Origin of the sequence: Paenibacillus sp. SN-8-1 (assembly GCF_050995535.1) — a bacterium.
Classification (GTDB): Bacteria; Bacillota; Bacilli; order Paenibacillales; family Paenibacillaceae; genus Fontibacillus.
Genome location: NZ_CP194782.1, coordinates 4,101,556 through 4,126,170 on the forward strand (window position 1 = coordinate 4,101,556; position 24,615 = coordinate 4,126,170).

The window sequence follows — 24,615 nt, forward strand, 5'->3', positions numbered from 1 at the left end:
TCAGTGCTTATCTTCGAAAAGACTTTTCAAGGCGTTCTAACTTACCGGCAAGACTGCCATCGTACAGCGTGTCACCGATAACCACCTTCATACCGCCGAGCAAACTTTTATCGACCACGTTGTGAACGCGAATTTTCTTGTGAACGATTTCTCCGAATTCCTGAGCTACTTTATTCTGCTCCTGTTCATCTAGAGAATATGTTGTATAGACAGTTGCATTAGCTAGACCGAGCGCATCGCCGGAGATCTTAGTATAGCTATCCAGCGTCTCGGGCAAAATATCTGCTCTCCCGCGCTCAATAAGAAGCTTCAAGAAAGAGATCACGGACTGTGAAAGCTTCCCCTGAAGGCTGCTCTCAAGCACCTGCCATTTCGCATCTTCAGAGATGTTAGGAGATTCAATGAAATTGACAATCTCCTTATCCGAAGTAAGCGCCTCTACAGCGGCCGTTAATTCCTGTTCCACTTCAAGTGTGCGGCCATCCTGTGCGGCAGCTTCATATAAAGCCTTTGCATAACGTTTGGCTACAACCGTTTCGCGGCTCATGATTTGCCACCGACTTCTTTAAGGTACTGATCTACCAGTTCTCCTTGAACACTGTCTTCCTTAACTTCCTTGCCAATCAGCTTGGAAGCAATCTTCACGGAAGCCACACCGACTTCTCCGCGCAGTTGTTCTACCGCTTTGTTCTTCTCGTTCTGGATATCACGAACAGCTTCGTCTTTCAGACGCGCTGCTTCCGTTCTAGCCAGTTCTACGATCTGAGCGGCTTGCTTACCACTAGTCTGCTTCGATTGTTCAATAATTTCGTAGGCCTGCTGACGCGCTTCCTGGAGGGCTTGCTTCTGCTCCTCGACGTAGACGGTAGCCTGCTCACGAGTGTTAGCTGCTTCACTCAACTGCTGTTGAACGAGCTCGCGACGCTTTTCCATTACGGAGAAGAGCGGGCCGAAAGCATATTTGTTGAGCAAGATATACAAGATCAAAAACGCGATTAATGTAATTACAAAGGACTCCCAATGTAAACTCAAACCTGTCACTCCTTTCCGGTGCCGTAAGGTTCCTCTTTCAATAGTTCGAAATGCTCCGGTCTAAAAAGAAGGGCGCGGATGACTGTGGCCTTCCCCGCCAAACCTTTAAGCATTTAATTATTAAGCTGCTCCGTAGAAAATGAACGCAAGTACTACCCCGATGATTGGAAGTGCTTCTACAAGGGCAACCCCGATGTACATCAATGTTTGCAGGGATGATTTCGCTTCTGGTTGACGAGCGATCCCCTCAACTGTCTTACTTACGATCAAACCGTTACCAATACCAGCGCCAAGTGCGCCCAAACCTACCGCGATTGCGGCTGCAATATATGCCATAACTCCCATTTCTAAGTCCTCCTCAGTAATTGTTAAATTTTATATTTCGGTTAAGAACAACTTAATCTTGCTCTTAACAAAATGCATTTAGTGATCATCTTCAGCCGCATACGTCTGTGAGATGTATAGAAGGGTTAGCATTGTAAATACAAATGCCTGAATTGTACCGATAAAGATACTGAACGCCTGCCAAACAATCAAGCCGATTACCGAGAAGACGCCGCCTACAGGACCTAGTGAGGTCAATCTCAGGATAACGGTGATTAGAACTTCCCCTGCGAAAATGTTACCGAATAGCCGCATACCATGTGTTAATGGTTTGGAGAATGTCTCAATCAGGTTGATTGGAAGGAAATACGGGTATGGATGAACATAATGTTTGAAATAGGCCTTCGTGTTCTTGAAGATCCCCAGCCCATGTGACAGAAGGAACACCATAATAGCCAAAGCCATACTTGCACTTGCGTCCGCAGTTGGTGATTTCCACCAAGCCACTTCCACTTCCGGCTCTTCATTAGGATGCTGTTTGTGAATAGCTTCCATCTTCTCCGTGACCGACACTAGAGGCTGGCCAAAAATCTGAGCCTTCTCCGCATCGTGCACAGTCGTATTAATCCCGAAAGGCAGACCCAGCATGTTACTTACAAAAATAAACATTATCAGTGTCATAGCCAAGGAGATAAAAGGTTTGCCCTTCTTCCAGTCCATGGTGCTGTTGGAAAGTCCTCTTACGAACTCAACCAGCCATTCCAAAAAGTTTTGCATTTTGCCAGGATTCTCAACCGACAGGTTGCGAGTGGCCAAGCGTGCAATAATAAATACAATCACGCAGCTTACAATTAACATAAAGACGATAGACAAATCGATATTTAGTCCGCCCAATTTAATAATTGGAGCTTCATGCATGTTTTCTCACCCCTTTCTCCGATACAACGTTCAGTTTTCTTTCCGAGAAAATCGAAAGCCGATAAAAAGAATAAGAAACTGCGCCAAAACTAAACTTCCAGCCACTGCAATTACATTAAAGTAACCGGGTGCTTTGAGAGCAAGCATAACGGCCAGAATGCTTAGGGCAGCACGCACTCCGAATCCCATACCACTGCGATTCCCCGCCTTGTTGGAAGCTACCGCCTCCGTTACTTTCTTCACCTTGTAGCCCAAATAAAGGATGTTGATGAAGCTCACGCTCGACCCCAAAACCAATCCAAGAGCAACACTCCGATAAGACGGAAGGAATGCGGCGACCAATAGACAGAGGGCAAGAAAGTAAAGTGTCAGCATGGTTAATACCCTACGGTATTTGGTCAGTTCATTCATCACTTTCCCCCATGACTGCTTTAATGATGGCAATGATACTTGCAGCCCCGACAAAGAGTCCTAGTAACACTCCGAAAGCGGTCCCAATTCCCGATAGATTCCAGAGCTTATCAAGCCAAGATCCGACATAAAATCCGCCAAATGTACATGCAGCCAGACTACTTCCTATCGTAGTGACGAGCCCCATAGCTTTCAAAGGATTTCCCTTGGTATTACCGGGTTTTTTTGGCTTTTCAGGCCTGTTCATTATCATCCCAACCTTATAATCCCAGTTAATTTTACTTAATGTCACGAGACTTTGTCAATTGGCGGATTATTACGGAAACAGGCCTGAAAATATGAAAAATGTCACTGCAATTTCCCGCCAAACCCACGTAATCCGTACAGTTCAACTGTATACTGTACTGTTGACTTTCACAAACTATAACTTATAGATTTGTGAACGTTGTGTGAAACTTCTCCGGACGGGACTCATCCAATCCAAAATGGTGACAAATTGCCTTGACGATTCTCTCCGAAGCCTTCCCATCCCCATACGGGTTGGCAGCCCGGCTCATCGATTCGTATACGGCTTGATCGGTCAGCAGAGTTCTTGTCCGCTCGTACACGGTCTCTTCATCTGTCCCTACCAGTTCCAGGGCTCCGGCATCAATTCCTTCTGGACGTTCGGTTGTGTCACGCAGTACCAGCACTGGGACGCCAAAGGAAGGAGCTTCTTCCTGCAAACCACCGGAATCTGTCAGAATCAGATGCGTATGCGGATAGAAATTATGCAGATCCACAACATCCAGCGGATCAATCAGTTTGATGCGGGGATGGTTACCCAGAATCTCATAAGCTGGTTCCCGTACCGCGGGGCTTGGGTGAACCGGATAGACAATAGCGATATCCTCGAACTCGTCTGCAATTCTACGAACGGCGTTAAAGATATTGCGGTGCGGCTCTCCTTGGGATTCTCTGCGGTGTGCGGTCATCAGAATCAATCTCTTACCCTCGGCCCAGTCCAGAACCGGATGCTTATAATCTGACTTCACGGTATATTGAAACACATCTGTTACCGTATTGCCTGTGACATAAATGGTTGAATCATTCTTATTCTCTTTGCGAAGGTTGCCCGCAGACCAATCGGTTGGCGCAAAATGAAGATCTGCTAAAACACCTGTCAGCTGACGGTTCATCTCTTCCGGATATGGCGAGAGCTTATTCCAGGTACGAAGACCGGCTTCAACATGTCCTACCTGAATCTGCTGCAGGAAAGCGGCATAGCTGGCCAGGAAGGTCGTCAGTGTATCTCCATGGACAAGCACAATATCCGGCTTCGCCTTATTCAGCACTTCCTCAAGACCTTGGAGCACCCGAATGGTGACTTCGTTCAAGGTCTGGCGTTCCTTCATTACGTTCAGATCGTAGTCCGGATTAATCTGGAATACCTCGAGCACCTGATCCAGCATTTCACGATGCTGGGCTGTTACGCAGACAATCGATTCAATCTTGTCCGGATGCTTCTGAAGCTCCAGAATGAGCGGGGCCATCTTAATGGCTTCCGGCCTTACACCAAAAATCGTCATCACTTTAATCTTGTTGTTCAAAACTGTAACCCCTTTCTATTTCCCTGAAAAAAAATGGCCGGAACAGGGTCCATCCCCATGAAGAAGAAGATATTCCCGTTCCCCATTGATTAAGTTATCCGGCGATAACCTGAATTCCTCACTATATAAGCCGCAGTTAAAATGTTCACATTTGTGTTACAGTCGTAACTACAGGGAATGCTTGGACTTTCGGCCGCTGTTGTCTCCAGATTTCTTGATTTATACCGCAAGGTGGATGAAATCCGGAGACAAAGGCGATCACTTTCGCTCCTACAGTTCCAAGCCTCCCCTCCGTTACGCCTTACCCTCAAATCAAATTTTTAACTGCGTCTTATATAGATGGCCTGCAATTGAAGCTGAAGGCCGCTGCTACTTGGTTCCGTACAAACGGTCGCCGGCATCTCCCAGACCTGGAATGATGTACCCATGATCATCAAGGCGTTCATCCATCGCAGCCACATAAATGTCTACATCCGGGTGAGCATCCTGAACCGCCTTAACCCCTTCCGGCGCCGCGATCAGATTCATCATCTTAATCTGGGTACAGCCCCGCTTCTTCAAGGATTCAATAGCGGCAATCGCTGAACCTCCAGTTGCCAGCATAGGATCTATAACAATCAGTTCGCGTTCTTGAACATCAGTTGGAAGCTTAACATAATATTCTACTGGCTGAAGAGTCTCTGGATCACGGAACAAGCCCACATGACCAACCTTTGCTGCAGGAAGCAGCTTAAGGACTCCATCCAGCATCCCCAGGCCCGCACGCAGAATCGGAATAAGGCCCAGCATACGGCCGGATATCACCTTTGACTCGGTCTCAGCAACTGGAGTTTGTACGATTATAGACTCCAGCGGTACATCTCTTGTAATTTCGTAAGCCATCAAAGTAGCGACTTCATCCACCAATTCACGAAAATCCTTCGTGTTCGTACGCATATCGCGAATAAATGTCAATTTGTGTTGAATCAACGGGTGATCACATATCACCAATTTTCCCATGGTTAGTCCCTCCGGTTATGTTGCTGCTGTGTACTCTACTAAGAGGCCTGTCCTGTATGTATAAGCTTCTATACATTCGAGCTTGTATAATAGCGGCCAAATCCTGTTTATTATATCACTCCCTTGGGGCATTTTCACCTTTAAATGCGCCTGTTCTAACCACAATTGCCAGACCGGACAAAATCAGTTTAATTATTGCCGTGCTGCACGACTCAAATACCTGTACTGGCCCATCATATACCTATAAATACAGCAAGTGGCTCCTGCACTGTCCAGTACAGGAGCCACCAATGATCTATAAAGGAGGATTAATACTTCATTTCTGGATACAACGGATAGCGATCAGTCAAAGCAACCACTCTTGCACGGGCCTGTTCAAGAACCGCTGAATCTTCAGGAGACTTCAGGGTGAGCGCAATGATTCGTCCGATTTCAATCATAGCTTCTTCATCCATACCGCGGGAAGTCGCAGCAGGTGTACCCACACGAATACCACTGGTAACGAATGGACTTGTAGGATCGAACGGAATCGCGTTCTTATTCACGGTAATACCAATGGAATCAAGGACATGCTCCGCATCCCGTCCAGTAATATTCAGACCACGGGTATCGATCAGCATCAAGTGATTGTCTGTTCCGCCAGATACCAGGTTCAGACCTTCTTCAATCAAAGTCTCAGCGAGGCGCTTCGCATTCTTCACAACATTCTCAGCATAAGTCTTGAATGAAGGCTGCAGCGCTTCACCCAAAGCGACGGCTTTGGAAGCGATGACGTGCATTAGCGGACCACCTTGAATACCTGGGAACACAGCCTTATCAATAGCCTGAGCCCAAGCCTTCTTGCAGAGGATCATACCGCCGCGAGGACCGCGAAGCGTTTTGTGTGTGGTAGTCGTTACGAAATGGGCGTGAGGTACCGGGCTTGGATGAAGACCCGCGGCAACCAGACCCGCAATATGCGCCATGTCCACGAAGAACAACGCGCCCACATCATTGGCGATCGAAGCGATAGCTTCAAAGTCAATGATCCGCGGATATGCGCTCGCACCAGCCACGATCATACGCGGACGGTGTTTGAATGCAGCTTTGCGCAGTTCGTTATAATCGATTGTGAATGAATCTTCTTGAACACCATAAGCTACGAAATTGTACAACAGTCCCGATGCGTTAACCGGACTACCGTGAGTCAAGTGACCGCCGTGCGCCAGATTCATACCAAGAACTGTATCTCCAGGCTTAAGCGCGGCCAGGTAGACAGCCATGTTCGCCTGAGCGCCGGAGTGAGGCTGCACATTCGCATGCTCTGCACCGAACAGCTCCTTCGCACGGTCACGAGCGATATCCTCTACGATATCAACATGTTCACATCCGCCGTAGAAGCGTTTGCCAGGATAACCTTCAGCGTATTTGTTCGTCAGTACGGAGCCAAGAGCCTCCATAACCGCTTCACTCACAATGTTCTCGGAGGCAATCAGCTCAATGTTGTTGCGTTGACGCTTAAGCTCCAAATTCATAGCCTCAAGTACAGCCGGGTCTTGCTTTCTCAAATGTTCCATGTTATTCATCCTCCTATAATTTGTAGTAGTTGGACTCTTAATTACACGTGAGGCAGCCATGTGAAATGTTCTTACGATCGCTGTTGCTCCCAGATTTCTTAATTAAATGTATTAGGTAGAAATCCGGTCACAAAGGCGAACGCTTCGCTTCTCCAGAATCATTTCACACTCTTGCCTATGGGTAATTCTTAAGTTCAACTTATACAGCTTGATCAATCACAAAGACTAGAGTCCTGCACGTGTGGCAGAACATAGACTGCTCTTTCTCCGCCAATCAGCTTCGGACGGCTCCAGGCCGCATTCACCCGTGCTTCGCCTACATACCGAATGGAGGGGCGGAAAGGCACAGCGACCCGCCGCAGATGCATACCGATCATCGTCTCGCCGATATCAATCCCGGCATGAGCTTCGATCGTCTCGGCAAGGCAGGGCTCCTTCAGCCGGCGATACGCGCCAGCCGCCATAGAGCCGCCTGCCTTGGGTACCGGAACCGCGCTTACCTCGGTTAGACGCAGACGTTCGAGCAGGCCGCGTTCGAGAACAAGTGCCCGGTTAAGGTGCTCACAGCACTGGAACACAAGCTCGAAGCCATATTGGGCCCGTACTTGCTCAAGCCCTTCATACAGCTCGGCTGCAATATCCTCGGCTCCATGCGTACCGATTCGCTTGCCCGCCACTTCACTTGTGCTGACACCGGCAACTACGATCTTACCGGGTCCAAGTCCTGCCGCCTCAGCGAGATCAGACAATACTCTAGCCGCTTGTTCGCGGATGGACAGCGCTTCATTGCCTTCATTCATTCACACATTCCTCCCATTTCAATCACAGGTACAAACCGTGCGCTCCAGGCGATGCAAATCGTGAACCGATTCTGCAGGAACCAACATCCTTCCCGCTCACAACGCCCTTATTATACCTAAAAATCGACAAGAAATCGAAAGAGGGAACGAAAAAAAGAGCAGTACGCATCTAAAGAATGCGTGTGCTCTTTTGCCCAGGCGACCGGCCGTATACTCCGATGCTCCATCGTGGTTAGCCCACTCTCGTCGCCAGTCACATCGGATCTGCAATTTTCAACTTCATCATATAGCAATCACAGCCGCTTTGCAAGCCAAATTAATGAGTTTTGCGCTGCTTCAGCAAATCCATCAACTTATCCAAGGCGGTCCGGATTTCAGCCGCTGTACGATCATAATCCTCCCTGGAGCCACCAAATGGATCGGAGATATCATAGACCGGTATTCTCTGCCGGAGTTCAATCATCCGCTGGCCATCCACTGCACTCATCTGCTGCCCTAGAGACATCTGCAGTTCTCTTGCGGCGAGCAGACTATCCAGTTCCCGAATATCAGCCAGAACCCGCTCATCATCCTCCACATATTCCTTAAGGGTGTAAGTCTTCCCGGCGGTTCCAGGAAAATACTGAATAACCTGCCTCTTATGACCCTGGGTTAATGTAAGAATCAGATCCGCCCATTCTGTGAGCTCCGCACGCAGCGGTGTGGAAGTAATATTATCTTGAATCTGATTCTCTCTCAGCACAGCTTCCGCATGATAGGAGATCTGTACACCCTCCGCTGCCGACACACCGGCAGAACGGACCTCAACATCCACGCCGTGTTCCTTGGCCAGCTTACGCAGCATGCCCTCAGCCATCGGGCTGCGGCAGGTATTTCCTGTACATACAAATAAAATCCGCATACTTGTGTATCTTCACCTCCGGTAACTCTCTAGCTCCAAGCCTCTATTGTCTACTATTGTATCAAAAGATAAACATCAGTCCAAACGCAAGAAGGACAGCTCCTCCCGCCGCTTCCCCATAATCACCAAGACTGTGGCTCACCTTGCGCCCCAGCATAAGGCCCAGCACAGACATCAAACCGCCGAAGAAACCAAAGGCAAGCACGGTAAGCACCAGATTGCTATGAAACATTCCCAGCGATACGCCGACCGAGAAGGAATCGACACTCACACTCATGGCGAACAGCAGCATCCCTATGAAGGTACGCGGGTTCACAGCCTGCATGCCGTTCCCCCGCCAAGAGCTTATAATCATATGCGCTCCAAGCAGCACGAGCAGTCCCCCCGAGACATATCCGGCTACCTGTCCAAGCAGCATCCCCAAGTATTCTCCCGTAAAAATGCCCAGCAGCGGCATAAGAATATGAAACAGGGCAATGACCAAGCTAATCCGCAGGACTTCGCGCAGGCGCACTCCCTTCATGCCGATACCTATACCCAATGAAAAGGCGTCCATCCCTAGAGCTGCCGCCATCATAACAATCGTCGCCAGTTCACCAAGCCGTTCGGCTGCTTCATGCATTCATCATTCCCCCATGTCCGCAATTCTCGGCGTACCCCTTGCGCCGAATCCTGTCTTTATACCAAATTATGCGGACAAGGCAGGGTTCATGACAGCTTATCCTGTTCCAGGGACAGGTGTGAACATCTATTAGTAAGATCAGCATGGAACAGGCATGAACTTGGGACATGGGTAGTAAGTATGGGTATATCCGTAAATTATCAGGAGGGTAGCTAAAATGGAGGCAGTTGAAAAGATCCTGGTGCTTATCCATGTCCTGGCAGCGATTATCGGTATCGGACCGGCCTTTGTACTGCCAGTCATCACACATTCGGCCAAAACAAGCAGTCAGCTAAGGTTCGCTTATCACTTGAACGACAAGATCAACAGGTTCCCCAAAGCCGGAGGGATCACCTTGTTAGTTACCGGCGCTCTGCTCATGCTTCTGGATCACACAGGGTTCACCAAAATGTGGCTCAATATCAGTCTCGCGTTATTTGTCGTTATCGAGATCCTTATCATCGGGTTCCTTGACCCGGCTATGAAGCGTGCCGGCAAATTCATCAGGAAGCACAAAGGAGAAGGCATCCCTGAAGACTACCTCCCCATGGCCGGCAAAATGATCTTTCTGAACCGAATCGTGCAAGTCCTTACCGTGCTGATCATCATTCTTATGGTCATCCGTCCTTAGGCGCGAACAAAGGGGCCAGCATTCAGACTGACCCGTTGTTCTCCAACGTCTCTCCGAATAAATCCAACTGACGCGGGGCGTTACCTGTCGGCTTCATGCCGAGCAGCGCCATCATTTCCTTGGCATTATCTGCCGCATCGCCGCCGGAGTTATTGTTAAATATCATATAGATATCGCCCGCGTCCTTTTTCCCGAGCTCATTTAAGTGATCACGCCACTCCTGAAGCTCTTCCGTAGAGTAGCGGTACAGCGTCCGGACTTCCCGCCAGTTCGGAGCACTGCTCATCTTCCAGCCTGCCGCATTTCTCCCATGCAGCCGGATGAAGGTCTTGCCTGGAGCCCCGGGCTCAAGCACGGTTGGCACCGAGCCATGTCCAATCTGGGGCTCATCGCAGATCACATGGAACCACCCTTCCTCCCGCATGAACTGAACAGTCTTCTCCCGCGTGTCACTCTGGAACCAGCTCGGGTTCCGGAACTCAATCGCGAGCGGAAGCTCTCCCATCCACTTGCGGATGGCCCGGAGCCGGCGGATACTGTCCAGCGTACAATCGAACCAGGGCGGGAACTGAAAGAGGATGGCATTCAGCTTGCCTGCTTCCACCACAGGATCAATGGAACGAATAAAGGCCTCGAACATTTCCCCAGGGCCCGCAAATTTCTGATTCTTCCCGCGTGAATGACCCGTCATCCCCTGATAAGCCTTAACAAAGAAGGTGAAATCGTCCGGAGTTATATCCACCCACCGCTGGTAATTGGCCTGTGACTGTATGGCATAGAATGAGCTGTCCACCTCGACCATGGGGAAGTGCTGTCCATAGATCCGCAGCTTGTCCCGAGCAGGCGTACGCGCAGGATATAGATCATCATGATCGCCCCATCCGGTAACTCCTACCTGGATCATCTCCATCCCCGCCTTTCTTGGGTAAATACACCATTATTAAAATGTTCTAATTTGAGGTGAGTTGTAGCTACAGGGAATGCTTGGACTTACGGCCGCTGTTGTCTCCAGATTTCTATATGATACCCTAGTATGGTTGAAATCCGGAGACAAAGGCGATCGCTTCGCTCCTACAGTTCCAAGCTTCCCCTCCGCATACACCTCACCTGAATGCCATTTTAAGGCGATCTTTATACGTCTATTACCTCATTTCCCGCGGCTTTAAGCAGACGATTCATCACCGCCAGGCCAACCCCCTCTTCGGGGCAGGCCTCGGCTACCATGAAGGTTGCGCCTTCTTCATCGAAGCGGCGCAGCCCCGCATAGAGCCGGTGCGCCGCGTTCTCCAGCGCACCGATCGGGCCGAGCGAGATCACGATGCTCGCCCGGTACTGGTGCAGGTGCTCGTCATACGCGAGCACCCCTGTCACTTCGCCGCGCGCCTCCGCCGCGGCGAGCTCGGCCTGGACCCGGGCCGCTACGGCCCCCGGGTCCTGCCCACGCACGATGCGCAGGCTGCCGCGCGGCGCATAGTGCGTGTACTTCATGCCCGGCGAGCGCGGCGCCGGGCTGTTCTCCTCCCGCCCGCTGCTGTGCAGGGCGGGATCGGTGTGCACGCTTGCCGCCACGCGGGCAAGCGCTTCAGCCGTGACCGAGCCGGGGCGCAGCACGGTCACGGTGCCGTCCGGGCCGGCCTCGGCCACGGTGGACTCGAGGCCCACACCGGTGGGCCCGCCGTCCACGATGCCGCCGATCAGGCCGGCAAGGTCCTCGCCCACGTGGCTCGCCAGCGTAGGGCTCGGGCGCCCGGACCGGTTGGCGCTGGGCGCCGCAACCGGGCAGCCTGCGGCGGCGATGAGCCGCAGGGCAATGTCATGGGCCGGCATACGCACGGCCACGGTGGACAGGCCCGCTGTTACGCGCGGCGAGACCGCGCCGGGGCGAACCGGCAGCACCAGAGTCAGCGGGCCGGGCCAGTAAGCTTCCATCAGCCGCCGCGCCGTATCGTTCACCTCCAGAACAATCGCGTCTAGCTGGGACAAGTCAGCGATGTGGACAATAAGAGGGTTGTCCGACGGCCGCCCCTTGGCAGCAAAGATCCGCTCTACAGCTTCATTGCTGCGCGCATCGGCTCCGAGGCCGTATACGGTCTCCGTTGGGAAGGCTACCGTCTCCCCGGCACGCAGAAGAGAGGCTGCCTCTCGAATAGCCTCATTCATATCATTTTCATTAGAGTTATGCCCCAGGGCTTTGGTGTCCCCGCTTGTTACGTTCCAATATTTAGTGGCTGCCTCGCCATTATACTTATATTCCATTCAGATCCCAAGCTTTCTTTATCATATTTGGATATACACCCTTACATACGAAAAAGCGCCTCACTCCCCCAAGTATAGTGCGGTGCACCAGACTGCGGCAGAGTGAGAGCACTCTAAATAGCTGAATTGAGCTAGTTCATATCACGGGCCATTCTTGCCGTATATCAACTCAGGTCAGTAGACTATAATCCACGCCTGAAATTATTTAACACTTTAATTTATTTGTAGCCGACTTGATCTCATTACTTTTGACAAACTGCTCCAGGTGCTTTATAGAATACAATAAGATAAGTGCAAATTACGGAGTAAATCTGGGCTAGTTTCCGGAACTCGGCTTTCGCCATCTATAGTTCAGTTTATTTCATAACGAATATTTTACCATAATTGCTGTTTGAAACAAACGATTTGCCCGCGGTAAAGCTGTAATCAGGAAAACAAGCTGCCCACCCAGCTGAAAAAGCTGCTAAGCATATCCCACAGGAAAAAGCGAACTTCAGGAGCTTTGGCCTCCGCCTTCGCACCAGCCTTCTCACCTCCTGCAGCAGAGGCCGTCTTGACCTGGTCTCCTGCCTTAGGGGCCGCATCCCCGGTTCCGGCGTCTATGAAGCAGAGCGGCGGGAACAGGACGCACCACCAATTCTGACCTTCTCCAGTCCCCAGGGTTACACGAACAGCCTCGTAGTTGCCCGCTGGGTATACTTCCCCGCCATACAGCTTCGTAGGAAAAGGTACAACCCCCAGCTCCACCTTATAGCTGTACGATTCGCCATTAGCCCGGAGCGTCCGGCCCACTTGATCTTCAATCTCGGGAAGCTTGGCGCGAACAATTTTCCGGGCCTCTTCAAGACTTTGGGGATGATCCAGCTTTCCGACCCATCCATTCATCTGCTCGACAACGGCATCCCGTACATTACGCTTCACGATCTGATCCTCAGGGCGATCGGAGTTGGCGAGAATACGCAGCCGGATCGAATCCTTGGGAATCTCCGTCTTCGCAACGGCCGCGTCAGTCTTCTGGCCTTCCCAGGACATGAGCAGGATCGCCATACACAACATAAGCAGCAGCGTACTGCGGACGCCAAGTTTGCTTCTTCTTGTCCTATTATATTTTTTAAATTCTATAGTATCCTTAGTTTCTTTAGTTCCCCCAGCTTCCCTATCACTTCGATTCAACGTCATTCCGATATCCCCCTAACCGTGATGTGCTGATGTCTATCAGTATGTCCGGTTAAGAGATTCCTAAACCTATGAATCTATCATTTATATTTTTCTCGTATATTTAGATATAAAAAAGCCGCCCTGCTCAGCCCCCGTGGGAGCAGCAAGACGGCTTACTTCTGTATTGTTCTTGTTCCAGTTCTAGCTCTAGTTCCAGCTCTAGTTCCACTTCCAGTACGCTTATTCCCAAGTTAGCTGGACCGGGTAAGCGAAGGCCGGGTCGTCCGCGGAATATCATCGTCCACCTCATGACCGTGAATGCGCACACTCATGGCAAGACCGAGGCTCGCCATATTGATCAAGAGCGAGGTTCCCCCATAACTGATGAATGGCAGCGTAATCCCGGTCAGCGGCATCAGACCCATGAACATGCCGATGTTCTCGAAGATCTGATAGAGCCACATCGCCACGATGCCTACGATGAGCAGCGGCCCAGTTTTATCTTTGCACTCCAGAGAGATCAGAATGAGCCTGTGGATGAGTATGAAATAGAGCAGGAGCAGTACCGAGCAGCCGAAGAAGCCGAATTCCTCGGCCACCACCACAAATATGGAATCTGAATACGTATAGGGCACCCGGCCCGACTGTACATAGGGCCCCTGCATATATCCGTTGCCGAACATGCCTCCGGCGGCAATGGCTACGCTGGCATTCCTTGTATGGTAGGACGCGTTCTTGTCCGCCTTCTCCGGCAGCAGCCAAGGATCCAACCGGTTTAGCCAGTGCCCCATATTGGTCTGCTTCAGCGTGGTGGCAATCTGATCATGGAATGTAATATAAGATTTAATCCCCGCCCCTATTGTTACAGCCGTAATGACCAGGATGATCAAGGCATGGGAATACTTCAGCTTCCCGATCCAGAGCATACCAAGCAGGATCACCAGATAGCTGAGACCATTACCCATATCATTCTGTTTCATGGCTAGCGCCAAAGGGATTAAAGTAACCAGACCAAGCGGAACTACATCTCTCCAGAATAAGAGGCGCATCCGGTATTTACGCATCAGCAAAGCAGCCAGCGTAATGATCAGCACAAGCTTGAACAGCTCGGCCGGCTGCAGGCTAATAAAGCCCAAATTCAGCCAACCCTGTGCTCCGTTGAGCTCTTCTCCTTTGAAGATAACAATGATCATTAGAATAAAGCCAGCTCCGAATAAATACAGGAAGTACTTCGTCAGCAGCCTAAAATCAATCAGCATCATACCAAAGAATGCTAGAAAGCCGGCAATATAGAAAAAGATCATTTTCGTATCAACGCCCTTGAACTTGGGCCAAGCGGCAACACCGCTATGGATAAGAGTGACACTTAATATCCCGAATATGAACACGATAAAAACAATCGACCAATCCACTCTCTTCCACTTGTTAAGCATGAAGCGGCTCCCTCCAGCGTTCCCCGGGTACAGCATTACCACTGTTCTTCCAGAAGCTATCTATATTTCTATATTTCCAATTTGAAGCTATTATTCGTCCTAATCTCCGCCCACGCAGAGAACTGTATTCAAACCACTAAATCTAATGGTACACCATCGCTAAGTCCCTGAACAAGCGCAGTGCGTTCTGTTAATTCTAATATAGTGCAGGCCGTCTATGAAACGCAAATTAACTGGGATAACCAGCAAGGATTCCCTGTTCCCGTTCAACTGTAGATAAGGTGTGGCCACTTCGAGCTTAACGGAGGAGATTAAGAGTTCTTCCTAAACCTTATGGATCGAAGCTGGACGAATACAGCACAAAATTCTTCTATAAACCACAAAAGCCTATCTAGCAAATACACCGACATCCTCTTACGAGTTCAATTTCTCTAATTTCGAGAAATCCCCAGAACATGCCGGTCGATCCCCGCAAGATCTGGTATGGTCACAATCTCATTCCAGTGACCTGCCACACGGAGAAGCTCAGCCACTTCTGCCGCCTGACCCATGCCCAGCTCAAAGCCAATAAGCCTTGGTGGGGCCGGCAGGAGACGAAGCTGATCCATCATAATCCGGTAGGGGGCGAGCCCGTCCGGGCCTCCATCCAAGGCCAGCCGGGGCTCGAAGTCCCTGACCTCGGGCTCCAGGGTCTCGATCTCCTCCGCCGGGATGTAAGGCGGGTTGGAGACAATAATATCGAGCGGCTCGCCAGCGAACGGTTCAAGCAGGTTCCCTTGCTTGAACGTAATATCAGCCCCGAGCCGCGCCGCATTCTCTCGCGCAAGCGCAAGCGCATCCGGCGACAGGTCGCCGGCAGCCATCTGCCACGCGGGACGCAGATGCTTCAGGGCAGCCGCAATGGCGCTGCTGCCCGTCCCGATATCGGCCGCGCGCGGCGAACCGCCCGGCCAGAGCTTGTCGCCTTCGGCGGCAATGGCTTCCACGAGCAGCTCCGTCTCGGGGCGGGGAATCAAGACGGCCGGGGTGACCTTGAAGGTCAGGCCGTAGAATTCCTGCTCCCCGGTGATGTACTGCGCGGGCTCCCCCGCCGCCTTCCGGCGCACGGCTTCTTCCCAGGCGGCAGCATGCTGCGCCGGGAACGGATCACGCAGGGCCATCAGATACTCGGCCCTGCTCACCTTCAGCACATGCCGCAGCAGCAGCTCGGCATTGGATTCCGGTTCATGCACCCCAGCCGATGCTAAAAAAGAAGAAGCCTCCTTAAAGGCTTCTATCAACGTACTTCCTGAAGACAGCTTGAACTCATCTATATTCAAGGATTATTCTCCTTTGTCCATCATTTCTGCCTGCTCTGCAATAGTAAGCGCGGAGACGAACTCCTCAATCTCCCCGTTCATCACTTGATCCAGCTTATGCACAGTAAGGCCGATCCGGTGGTCGGTTACACGGCTCTGCGGGAAATTGTAAGTACGAATCCGTTCACTGCGGTCACCCGTACCTACCTTGCTCTTCCGCTCCCCGGCGAACTTCGCTTCTTCCTCTTGCCGCTTCACATCGTAGATACGGGCCCGGAGTACCTGCAGGGCCTTCTCTTTGTTCGAGTTCTGCGATTTGCCATCCTGACAGGTAGCCACAATCCCGGTAGGGATATGCGTTACCCGCACAGCGGATTTGGTGGTGTTAACGGACTGTCCGCCGGCACCGCTAGAGCAGAACGTGTCCACACGGATATCCTTGTCGTGGATTTCGATATCGAAATCCTCAACTTCCGGCATTACCGCCACGGTGGAGGTAGAGGTATGAATACGTCCGCCCGATTCCGTGGAAGGAATACGCTGTACCCGGTGGGCACCGCTCTCGAATTTCATTTTACTGTAAGCACCGCGTCCATTGATCATGAAAATGACCTCTTTAAACCCACCCAGATCACTTGCGTTCACATCCATCACATCTACACGCCAGCCTTGGGAATCAGCATAACGAGTGTACATCCGGTACAGATCAGCCGCGAATAGAGCCGCTTCATCACCGCCCGCCGCGCCGCGGATCTCCACAATAACGTTCTTGTCATCGTTCGGGTCCTTCGGAAGCAGGAGGATATGAATCTTCTCCTCAAGCTCCTGCTGGCGCGCGGTGAGCTCTTCAATCTCCATTTTGACCATTTCACGCATCTCGTCATCAAGCTTCTCGGCCTGCATCGCTTTCGCAGCATCCAGTTCTTCCATGACATTCTTATATTCGGTAAAAGCCTCATAAGCAGGCTGTAAGTCTGATTGTTCCTTGGAATAATCCCTAAGTTTCTTCGGATCACTAGCCACGTCCGGATCACAAAGCAGCTCGCTTAATTTCTCATAACGATCAGCAAGGGATGAAAGTCGATCTAACAAGGAAAGCACCTCTCTTCGCATACATAATTTCCTGATTAAAAAGTTAAGGTAAACGACTTTTTATTATAGCATGGTTTTGTCCATTTGAATAGATAGCTAATACCCGGCTCGTTGGATCCGACAGGGAACTGCACATATGGACATTAGGGAAATATACCCTATATTCATGTGCAGGGACGAGTGATTTTAACCACGCCAAGCGAAGCGCCCAGGGTAAGCTTCTCCAAGCAAGCCGTACCAGGCTGAGCATATCCATGTTATGCGGGTCGCCTTTCGTCTGTTCCTTGTATTCTCTTTTGTCACCCATACACAAAAGCCCCGCCCGTCTGAAACGGGCGAGGCTGTAGGCTGATACTCTTTATATAGATAAAGGCCTATACGTTAAAGCGGAAATGCATAACATCGCCGTCTTGTACAACATACTCTTTACCTTCTAGACGAAGCTGACCGCGCTCTTTGGCTACGTTCATGGAGCCTGCGGCAACCAGGTCATTGTAGGAGACTACCTCGGCCCGGATAAATCCACGCTCGAAGTCAGAGTGAATAACTCCTGCTGCTCCCGGAGCTTTGGTTCCTTTGCGGATCGTCCAGGCACGTACCTCCTGAACACCGGCGGTGAAGTAAGTGTAAAGTCCGAGCAGACGATAGGCTGCTTGAATAAGGCGGTCCAGACCTGAAGCATCCAGTCCAAGCTCTTCCAGGAACATCGCTTTATCTTCGCCTTCAAGTTCGGCAATCTCCGCTTCTACCTTCGCACTGATCGGCACCACTTCCGCATTCTCGGCAGCGGCAAATTCTCTTACCTGCTGTACGAACGGGTTGCTGTCAGCTTCCGTCACACCATCTTCACTGACATTGGCCGCATACAGAACCGGCTTAAGTGTAAGCAGATGCAGATCGCGTACGATCGCTTTCTCATCATCCGACAGCTCGATACTGCGTGCTGGCATATCGTTGTAGAGCGCTTCTTTCACGCGCTCAAGCACTTCAACCTCTTGGGCGTATTGCTTGTTACCGCCCTTCATATTTTTGCGGGAGCGTTCGATCTTCTTCTCCACGCTGTCCAGGTCAGCCAGAATCAGCTCCAGGTTAATGGTCTGGATATCGCTGATCGGGTTGATCTTGCCGTCCACGTGAGTAATGTTCTCGTCCTCGAAGCAGCGGACAACATGCACAATCGCATCTACTTCACGGATGTGGGCAAGGAACTTGTTCCCAAGGCCTTCCCCCTTGCTTGCGCCGCGCACAAGCCCGGCGATATCTACGAATTCAAACGCCGTAGGCACGGTGCGGTTCGGCACCACCAGCTCGGTCAGCTTGTCGAGCCGCTCATCAGGCACTTCCACTACGCCTACGTTCGGATCGATGGTGCAGAACGGATAGTTCGCGGATTCGGCACCTGCCTGCGTGATCGCATTGAACAGTGTCGATTTGCCGACATTCGGCAGACCCACGATTCCTGCTTTTAAAGCCATATCTATGACAACTCCTCATTATTGTAATTGCTCAGTCTTCTTCAACCATAGTACATATACCCCGGAAATATTTCAAGGATAGCCGGCGAAAAACCTCAGATCGCCATAACCCGCTCCTTGGCGATAATCGGCCTGAGCCCCCTGTTAACCGCACGGACGCTTCTTAGATCCTTGTTATCTTCTAAGCCTTGAAGGATTAGTAGGAGAAGAATTTCGGGAGAACAGGGGAGGCTCCCTTCATTCAGAATGGCTGCTGCTCGCTCGCCGAATCATATCGGCATTCTTCCTCAGTCTATTTACGAATGAGGCGATATCGAAACGCCCTTCTTGCTGCGCCTACTTACGAATCAGCCGCTCAGTTGCCTTAAGCGAGGCAATATCCGCTGCGCCAATTCCGAACATGGCTGTCCGCAGTTCGAACTCCACCCGGCTGAGCACCTCGTCAAGCAGCTGCTCGGACTGAACTGCCGGGCTAAGCAGCGCCCGACCGAAGCCGGCCAAGTCAGCACCAAGCGCCAGGGCCTTGGCTGCATCCACACCCGTGTGCAGCCCTCCGCTGCCGATAAGGGCACATCCCGGAAGCGCTGTGCGCACTGCCCGGATGCACTCGGTCGTCGGGATTCCCCACCCGGCGAAGGCTTCTGCAGCAAGGCGGCGAACCGGATCACTGCTGCGGAATTTCTCTACCTGGCTCCAGGAGGTGCCGCCGGCTCCGGCCACATCAATGAACGCAACCCCGGCCTCATGCAGCCGGACAGCTGTATCAGCATCGATGCCCCAGCCCACCTCTTTTACCCCTACAGGCACAGTAAGGGTGCTGCACAAATACTCGATACGCTGCAATAACCCGCCAAAGGCCGTATTGCCTTCGGGCTGGAATACTTCCTGTAAGCCATTCAGATGTAGGACGAGCATGTCCGCTTCAGCAATTTCCACAGCCCTCCGGCAGTCATCGGCGCCAAAGCCGTAATTCAGCTGAACTGCGCCAAGGTTGGCGATGATCGGGATCGTAGGTGCCTTATGCCGCAAGGCAAACGTCGCTGAAAGCTCCGCATGCTCCACGGCCGCACGGACCGAGCCAACGCCCATTGCCCATCCGCGGCGTTCTGCGGCTTCAGCCAGCCGTTCATTGATGCGTCCGGCTGTCTCGCTCCCGCCAGTCATTGAGCTTATCAAAAGCGGCGTTCTCAGCTTCCGCTCCATAAAGTAGGTACTTAGACTAATCTGGTCAAAGTCGATCTCCGGGAGTGCATTATGCCGGAAGGCGTACTGATTAAAACCGCTGGATAATCCCGCGGCATTGACTTCTTCATCCAGACATATGCGTATATGCTCGGTCTTGCGGCCCGATGTCAAGGATAAGGCTGCTCCAGTGGAGTTATCCTCAATAGAGGCTGATTGCTGCGCCCGACTGCTGTCACCGGACGCCCTGCCTAACTCGTTGCTTGCCATGTTTGAGATGTTCGGCTTGTTCACCATGTCGAACATGTCCGCCAGATTCGGCATTCCCGGCGTATTTTCCATATCTGCATTGTGTTCCATGTCTGTCATGTTCAGCTTGTTCGTCTCCGGTTTATTTCTCAACTTGGCTGTGCTTGCCCGCCGGCCCGCCAAGCTCCTTCTTCTCCGTCCGCCCTGTACGCCAAAACGTTCTTTCATCCGCGCCTCCTACCGGCTGCTGCCGTTCATTCCTTGTCTATCTTGCAGCATAACATATCCATATATTATTGCTATTATAATTCACCTGGTGGGACTAGCCTACCTACTAGCCTCGGCCTTATCTTTTTGAATCACCGTTTCTTAAAACATTGTAAAAACACGTAATAGGTATAATTTATACCATAATATCAGAACCATATTAACCCATATTTGAATTATATTGTTATTACAGTATAATTATATTTAGTTGTACTCCATATTCATCCAAATCTATTAAAAGGAGTTGCTATATATGAAGAAAAGTTTATTGTCTCTAATTTCTACTTTGTTATTATTTAGTTTATTCTCAGCGAGTGCGAGTGCAGCGGAAGCGAAACCTCAATATCTTGAAGAGATTCAAAGTATACAGGATAGACTTCTCAAAAATTTGGAGGATGCACACGTCAGCGATACTAAAGAAACAAATCAAGTAATCAATTCATTTTTTCAAAAAAACCCTGTTGATAAAAAATTGATTACGGATTATTTTGTTAATACGAAGCAAAAAACAGTTCTTCCAGAAACTAAAAATGTAAGTAATAATGATTTCAAGAGTTACCTAAAAGCTAACGTTGAGAGTGGCAATTTCAAGGAATATACTATTTCAGATAATGTTAAGATTACATTTACTAATTCCCCGTTCTTTGTTGTAGAAACAGTAACTGAGGACAATCCAGTTATCAACAGTTCATCAGTATCCCCTGATGTTAAAACGGCAGCAGCAAGTAAGGCAACTCCTACAAGAACATATACTCTTGATGTTAAAGGTATATTTGGGAACACTCTTTTTTCGATTAGTGTAGAAGGTTATTTTACCTATAATGGCACGGCAGTTAATCCTCATCTTGTAGATGCTTGGTATAATAAAGGCAACTTTTCTATCTGGCAGGTTAGCAATTGGGAGGAAGGTAAAACATACGAAATTACTGGAAAAGCAAGAATTTATGGAAGAGGAAACTTCCACTTTGGAATTGAAATTGCGGGCTATGGACTCACTGTCCAGGATGTATACTATAATGTATTCCAAGAAGGCGACAAAGACGGAGGAGTGCTTTGGGACAAAGTAGTTAAATAAAAACCAACAGAGGCGAAAAATCGTGTTGAAATTTCTAAGATCAAAGTCCTTTATTCTATCTACAATATTATTCAGTCTAATATTTCTTATTAATATAGCAGTTAGTGATTCATCAACTGAAGAAATTGTTCTAGCTGTAATTAAATCATTGTTGGCTGGAGTAATATGTGGATTCATTTTCGGATGGATTATTTATCTAATACGAAAAATAAGCAACAGAATTAATTAGTCAAGGATTATATGGAGTATAACTATGACATAATACTGTATTTAGAGTATTGTGTCTTTTTTATGGGTTTCAGATCCTTCTTCGGCAATGTCCCCCAACGGGCCTTTGATGATGGTTGGTCTTCCAATAGCAGCTTCGGCAACGCCTGGAACACATCTGCCCTGAAATAATCTCTCAGCGAAGAACGGCCTTTGGAGAAGCGGTATCACATGGCCAAATTTGATCTCTTCCTCCTTCATGAACCGCCGGTAGCCGACTTCTTCTCTAAGGAACAGCCGTGCGAAGTAACCTCAGGATCGTCCGAAGGGATAAATATAAAATACGGTATCTCCAAAATGCAGCGAATACAAGAGATTCAGCTTCTTCATGACCACGTAGTCCCCGAGAGAACGTCCCGCAGCGGTGAATAACTCTTCTAGCAGATGCGGCATCATCAGGAAGGTCGCTCCCCGATCGAAGTGGTAATCTCCAAGTGTGACCCTGGACGATCTGCCTCCCACACAGTCGTTCTTCTCCAGCACCTCAACTTCGTAGCCTTGACTCGTAAGCAGCATCGCAGCAGCAAGACCTCCCGGATCGGCACCTACTACAATGGCACGCCTTGCGATAGGGTGATAGGCCATATAAAGGCCACCTCTTTCCTGTCTAATTTTTAGACGAATATTATACAAATGTCATACAAATGTCATACACTGTTGTAAATGACGAATCTTACGTCTGGCATGCGTCGGATATGTGGACGCAAAAAGGCCTCCACCCGATGGGTCTACCTTTGTCTAAATGACAGCGGTTTGACCAGGTATGGAGGCCTTTACTATTATTCCGATGACTTGCGGACCAGCGACTCTAACCAAATCTTCCATTCCTCGGGCCTGAAAGGAGTGAAGCGCCTGATAGATCTGCTCCTCCATCTTGGCGTAGGCGGTCTGATCGCCTACCTTGGGGTGCTCTTGCAGCAGCACGGAAGCCTCATTCTGCTCCTTTTTGCGGCTATTAAGCATTTTGACGGCCTGTGAAATACTTGCCCCCTGCTCCTCAACCTGCGCTTTAAGCCATTTCAAATCCTCAATATTCTCTTCTGTATATAAGCGGTATCCAGCATCTGTGCGTTCGGGGCTTACGGCCTCGTAGCGGTTCTCCCACGCACGAATCGCAACCGTTGGGATATTCAGCATCGCTGCTGATACTTGTTTGATCGAGTACAACCCTTTCACTCCACTCTGGTTCTCTTTCCGTGACGGTCCTTCTTCATATTCAGCATACCAAACATTGTACAAAAAAAGTACATTCATTATACGCCCAGAGAGTGTCAGGGCGACATATTATTATTCCAGCTTCGGATAAAAGCTAGCTTTCCAACTGTTGGATTGCTTCAACACTACTGTAATTACGTTAATAGGAAATAATAAGCAGGAGGAGGAAGGACTATGACGTCTTTATTCAAGCAGCATACCGCATCACCCCGCCATTCCGGGAAAAGACGCGTACTCAAGAGTATCTTTATCGCTTTTTGTGTGCTCATCTTATGGCTTGCCGCCGTGATGATCTACCAGACTCATAAGCCCCTTCCAGCAGGGACTTCTTATGAGAGTCCCCTTTACAGCGTGGACAATGTTGATTTCCTCTATGATCTGACCTACCCGGACGGAAAGGGCGGATTTCACCAAGAGCGGCATATCTTTGACCGGATGCTTCAGATGATTGGCGAGGCCCGCGAGTATGTGGTTCTCGATTTGTTCCTATTCAATGATTATGTACATAAAGGCCAAAGCTACCCCGATGTCAGCGGTGAAATGACCAGCAGGCTGTTGGCTCAGAAGCAGAAATACCCCCGGCTCCAAATCGTGTTCGTTACGGACGAGATCAACACCAACTATGATTCCGCCCCGAATCCCCTGCTCGAGCAGCTTAAGCAGGCTGGCGCTCAGGTCATTATCACAGATGTCAATCCGCTGAGGGATTCGACCCCGGCCTATTCGGCTGTATGGCGGACGTTCTTTCAATGGTTCGGACAGTCGGGCACCGGCTGGATTCCGAATCTTATGGCTTCGGCTGGACCTGATATTACCGCGCGTTCCTATCTGAAATTACTCAATGTGAAGGCCAATCACCGTAAAGTTCTCGCCACCGAGAACAGTGCGCTGATCTCCTCGGGTAACGTACATAATGCCAGTGCCTTCCACTCCAATATCGCATTTGAGGTGCGAGGGGATATTACCGGGGATATCCTCGAAAGCGAACAAGCCGTAGCGGACTTCTCGGGCGGTGTAACTCTGCCGAAATGGAGTGGCTCAGCTTCTTCGGCCAGGCCTTCTGCCAAGCCAGCTGGTTCATCCGAAGCTGCACCAGCTCCCCTGCAGATCCGGTATCTGACCGAGGGCAAAATCTATAAGTATGTGCTCAAATCGATTAACGAGACAGCCCAAGGAGATACCTTATGGATGGGGATGTTCTACCTGGCGGATACTCAGGTCATGAAGGAGCTGGTCGATGCCGGACATCGCGGAGTTCAGATCCGGCTGATCCTCGATCCGAACCAGAATGCATTCGGTCAGGAGAAGATTGGTCTTCCCAACCGACCGGTAGCTGAAGAGCTTCTGGAACGATCAGGTCAGGAGATGCAGATTCGGTGGTATAACACAACGAAGGAACAGTATCACACGAAGCTTCTCTACATCGCCAAAGCGAAGGGACCCAGCATCATTATGGGCGGCTCAGCCAACTTCACAGCCCGAAACCTCGATGATTTGAATCTTGAGAATGATCTCTGGATAGCTGCGCCGAAGGGGAGCAAGCTGACCAAGGACCTGGACCACTACTTTGGCCGGATCTGGTACAACGAAGGAGCCGAGTTCAGCCTCGACTTCAGCGCGTATCATGAGCGGTCCGTCTGGTTCAAGGATGTCTTGTACCGGCTTCAGAAGATCTTGGGATTCACAACGTATTGAAGATGAGCAAGGCCATTCGAGCACCCGTACAAGCGGTCGTTCTCAGCCCCTAACGCAACAAAGAGGGCCGCCCCACCAGGGACGGCCTTCATTAGGTTATTCAGTTCCTTGGCTCTCCACCACCTACGCCT

At 50.3% G+C, this 24,615-nt stretch carries 26 protein-coding genes and 1 riboswitch; of the genes, 3 read left to right on the plus strand and 23 right to left on the minus strand.

Annotation, left to right across the window (positions count from 1 at the left end; translation table 11 throughout):
• Positions 1-7 precede the first annotated feature (7 nt).
• From ACRRNK_RS20065 to ACRRNK_RS20120, 12 genes are all read right to left on the minus strand, one after another.
• A complete protein-coding gene (locus ACRRNK_RS20065; RefSeq protein ID WP_433944365.1) occupies positions 8-547 on the minus strand; it encodes a F0F1 ATP synthase subunit delta in 540 nt (179 codons plus the stop codon).
• On the minus strand, positions 544-1,032 hold the full coding sequence (atpF, locus tag ACRRNK_RS20070; RefSeq protein ID WP_433944366.1) for a F0F1 ATP synthase subunit B: 489 nt from the start codon (positions 1,030-1,032) through the stop codon (positions 544-546). Before atpF ends, ACRRNK_RS20065 begins: the two co-directional genes overlap by 4 nt.
• A 120-nt stretch (positions 1,033-1,152) precedes the next feature.
• Complete coding sequence (atpE, locus tag ACRRNK_RS20075) at positions 1,153-1,377, minus strand: F0F1 ATP synthase subunit C (RefSeq protein ID WP_127198428.1); 225 nt, start codon at positions 1,375-1,377, stop codon at positions 1,153-1,155.
• Between the two features lie 78 nt (positions 1,378-1,455).
• The gene (gene atpB, locus ACRRNK_RS20080; protein WP_433944367.1) at positions 1,456-2,274 is read right to left on the minus strand and encodes a F0F1 ATP synthase subunit A; all 819 of its coding nucleotides are present in this window, start codon (positions 2,272-2,274) and stop codon (positions 1,456-1,458) included.
• A 30-nt stretch (positions 2,275-2,304) separates the two neighbouring features.
• Complete coding sequence (locus ACRRNK_RS20085) at positions 2,305-2,685, minus strand: ATP synthase subunit I (protein WP_127198430.1); 381 nt, start codon at positions 2,683-2,685, stop codon at positions 2,305-2,307.
• Positions 2,678-2,932 carry an AtpZ/AtpI family protein gene (locus ACRRNK_RS20090; RefSeq protein WP_433944368.1) on the minus strand — a complete coding sequence of 85 codons (255 nt, stop codon included), beginning with the start codon at positions 2,930-2,932 and terminating at the stop codon, positions 2,678-2,680. Before ACRRNK_RS20090 ends, ACRRNK_RS20085 begins: the two co-directional genes overlap by 8 nt.
• A 181-nt stretch (positions 2,933-3,113) precedes the next feature.
• Positions 3,114-4,253, minus strand: a complete 1,140-nt coding sequence (wecB, locus tag ACRRNK_RS20095) for a non-hydrolyzing UDP-N-acetylglucosamine 2-epimerase (protein WP_433946957.1) — start codon at positions 4,251-4,253, stop codon at positions 3,114-3,116.
• Positions 4,254-4,643: 390 nt separating this feature from the next.
• Positions 4,644-5,273 (minus strand): uracil phosphoribosyltransferase, encoded by a 630-nt coding sequence (upp, locus tag ACRRNK_RS20100; RefSeq protein WP_251376447.1) that lies wholly within the window; start codon positions 5,271-5,273, stop codon positions 4,644-4,646.
• 308 nt (positions 5,274-5,581) lie between these two features.
• Positions 5,582-6,829, minus strand: coding sequence for a serine hydroxymethyltransferase (gene glyA / locus ACRRNK_RS20105; protein WP_433944369.1), 1,248 nt, complete (start codon positions 6,827-6,829; stop codon positions 5,582-5,584).
• 212 nt (positions 6,830-7,041) lie between these two features.
• Complete coding sequence (locus tag ACRRNK_RS20110; protein ID WP_433944370.1) at positions 7,042-7,629, minus strand: TIGR01440 family protein; 588 nt, start codon at positions 7,627-7,629, stop codon at positions 7,042-7,044.
• Positions 7,630-7,814: 185 nt separating this feature from the next.
• Positions 7,815-7,896: riboswitch (ZMP/ZTP riboswitch) on the minus strand.
• A gap of 49 nt (positions 7,897-7,945) precedes the next feature.
• Positions 7,946-8,530: a low molecular weight protein arginine phosphatase gene (locus tag ACRRNK_RS20115; RefSeq protein WP_433944371.1), complete on the minus strand. Its 585-nt coding sequence runs from the start codon at positions 8,528-8,530 to the stop codon at positions 7,946-7,948.
• 61 nt (positions 8,531-8,591) lie between these two features.
• The gene (locus tag ACRRNK_RS20120) at positions 8,592-9,152 is read right to left on the minus strand and encodes a manganese efflux pump MntP (RefSeq protein WP_433944372.1); all 561 of its coding nucleotides are present in this window, start codon (positions 9,150-9,152) and stop codon (positions 8,592-8,594) included.
• Positions 9,153-9,369: 217 nt separating this feature from the next.
• Between ACRRNK_RS20120 and ACRRNK_RS20125 the strand changes: the two genes are divergently transcribed.
• Positions 9,370-9,822, plus strand: coding sequence for a DUF2269 family protein (locus ACRRNK_RS20125; RefSeq protein ID WP_433944373.1), 453 nt, complete (start codon positions 9,370-9,372; stop codon positions 9,820-9,822).
• Between the two features lie 22 nt (positions 9,823-9,844).
• On the opposite strand, the gene ACRRNK_RS20130 is transcribed toward ACRRNK_RS20125, so the two are convergent.
• The 8 genes from ACRRNK_RS20130 to fni all read right to left on the minus strand — a co-directional run bounded on the left by ACRRNK_RS20130 (position 9,845) and on the right by fni (position 19,986).
• Complete coding sequence (locus ACRRNK_RS20130) at positions 9,845-10,726, minus strand: DUF72 domain-containing protein (RefSeq protein WP_433944374.1); 882 nt, start codon at positions 10,724-10,726, stop codon at positions 9,845-9,847.
• A gap of 227 nt (positions 10,727-10,953) precedes the next feature.
• A complete protein-coding gene (locus ACRRNK_RS20135; RefSeq protein ID WP_433944375.1) occupies positions 10,954-11,982 on the minus strand; it encodes an L-threonylcarbamoyladenylate synthase in 1,029 nt (342 codons plus the stop codon).
• Between the two features lie 522 nt (positions 11,983-12,504).
• Complete coding sequence (gene spoIIR, locus ACRRNK_RS20140) at positions 12,505-13,134, minus strand: stage II sporulation protein R (protein WP_433946958.1); 630 nt, start codon at positions 13,132-13,134, stop codon at positions 12,505-12,507.
• Positions 13,135-13,487: 353 nt separating this feature from the next.
• A complete protein-coding gene (locus tag ACRRNK_RS20145; RefSeq protein WP_433944376.1) occupies positions 13,488-14,669 on the minus strand; it encodes an FtsW/RodA/SpoVE family cell cycle protein in 1,182 nt (393 codons plus the stop codon).
• Between the two features lie 431 nt (positions 14,670-15,100).
• A complete protein-coding gene (gene prmC, locus ACRRNK_RS20150; RefSeq protein ID WP_433944377.1) occupies positions 15,101-15,988 on the minus strand; it encodes a peptide chain release factor N(5)-glutamine methyltransferase in 888 nt (295 codons plus the stop codon).
• Between the two features lie 3 nt (positions 15,989-15,991).
• Positions 15,992-17,059 (minus strand): peptide chain release factor 1, encoded by a 1,068-nt coding sequence (prfA, locus tag ACRRNK_RS20155; RefSeq protein WP_433944378.1) that lies wholly within the window; start codon positions 17,057-17,059, stop codon positions 15,992-15,994.
• A gap of 374 nt (positions 17,060-17,433) precedes the next feature.
• Entirely contained in the window at positions 17,434-18,534 is a 1,101-nt protein-coding gene (gene ychF / locus ACRRNK_RS20160; protein WP_127198444.1) for a redox-regulated ATPase YchF, read from the minus strand.
• Between the two features lie 336 nt (positions 18,535-18,870).
• Positions 18,871-19,986, minus strand: coding sequence for a type 2 isopentenyl-diphosphate Delta-isomerase (fni, locus tag ACRRNK_RS20165; protein WP_433946959.1), 1,116 nt, complete (start codon positions 19,984-19,986; stop codon positions 18,871-18,873).
• A 499-nt stretch (positions 19,987-20,485) separates the two neighbouring features.
• Between fni and ACRRNK_RS20170 the strand changes: the two genes are divergently transcribed.
• Complete coding sequence (locus tag ACRRNK_RS20170) at positions 20,486-21,307, plus strand: hypothetical protein (protein WP_433944379.1); 822 nt, start codon at positions 20,486-20,488, stop codon at positions 21,305-21,307.
• 270 nt (positions 21,308-21,577) lie between these two features.
• Here ACRRNK_RS20170 and ACRRNK_RS20175 read toward each other — a convergent pair whose 3' ends face one another.
• From ACRRNK_RS20175 to ACRRNK_RS20185, 3 genes are all read right to left on the minus strand, one after another.
• A complete protein-coding gene (locus tag ACRRNK_RS20175) occupies positions 21,578-21,775 on the minus strand; it encodes a hypothetical protein (protein ID WP_433944380.1) in 198 nt (65 codons plus the stop codon).
• Between the two features lie 51 nt (positions 21,776-21,826).
• Complete coding sequence (locus ACRRNK_RS20180) at positions 21,827-22,159, minus strand: phytoene desaturase family protein (RefSeq protein WP_433944381.1); 333 nt, start codon at positions 22,157-22,159, stop codon at positions 21,827-21,829.
• A 153-nt stretch (positions 22,160-22,312) separates the two neighbouring features.
• Complete coding sequence (locus ACRRNK_RS20185; protein WP_433944382.1) at positions 22,313-22,813, minus strand: MerR family transcriptional regulator; 501 nt, start codon at positions 22,811-22,813, stop codon at positions 22,313-22,315.
• A gap of 150 nt (positions 22,814-22,963) precedes the next feature.
• Between ACRRNK_RS20185 and ACRRNK_RS20190 the strand changes: the two genes are divergently transcribed.
• The gene (locus ACRRNK_RS20190; RefSeq protein WP_433944383.1) at positions 22,964-24,484 is read left to right on the plus strand and encodes a phospholipase D family protein; all 1,521 of its coding nucleotides are present in this window, start codon (positions 22,964-22,966) and stop codon (positions 24,482-24,484) included.
• The last annotated feature ends 131 nt before the right edge of the window (positions 24,485-24,615 follow it).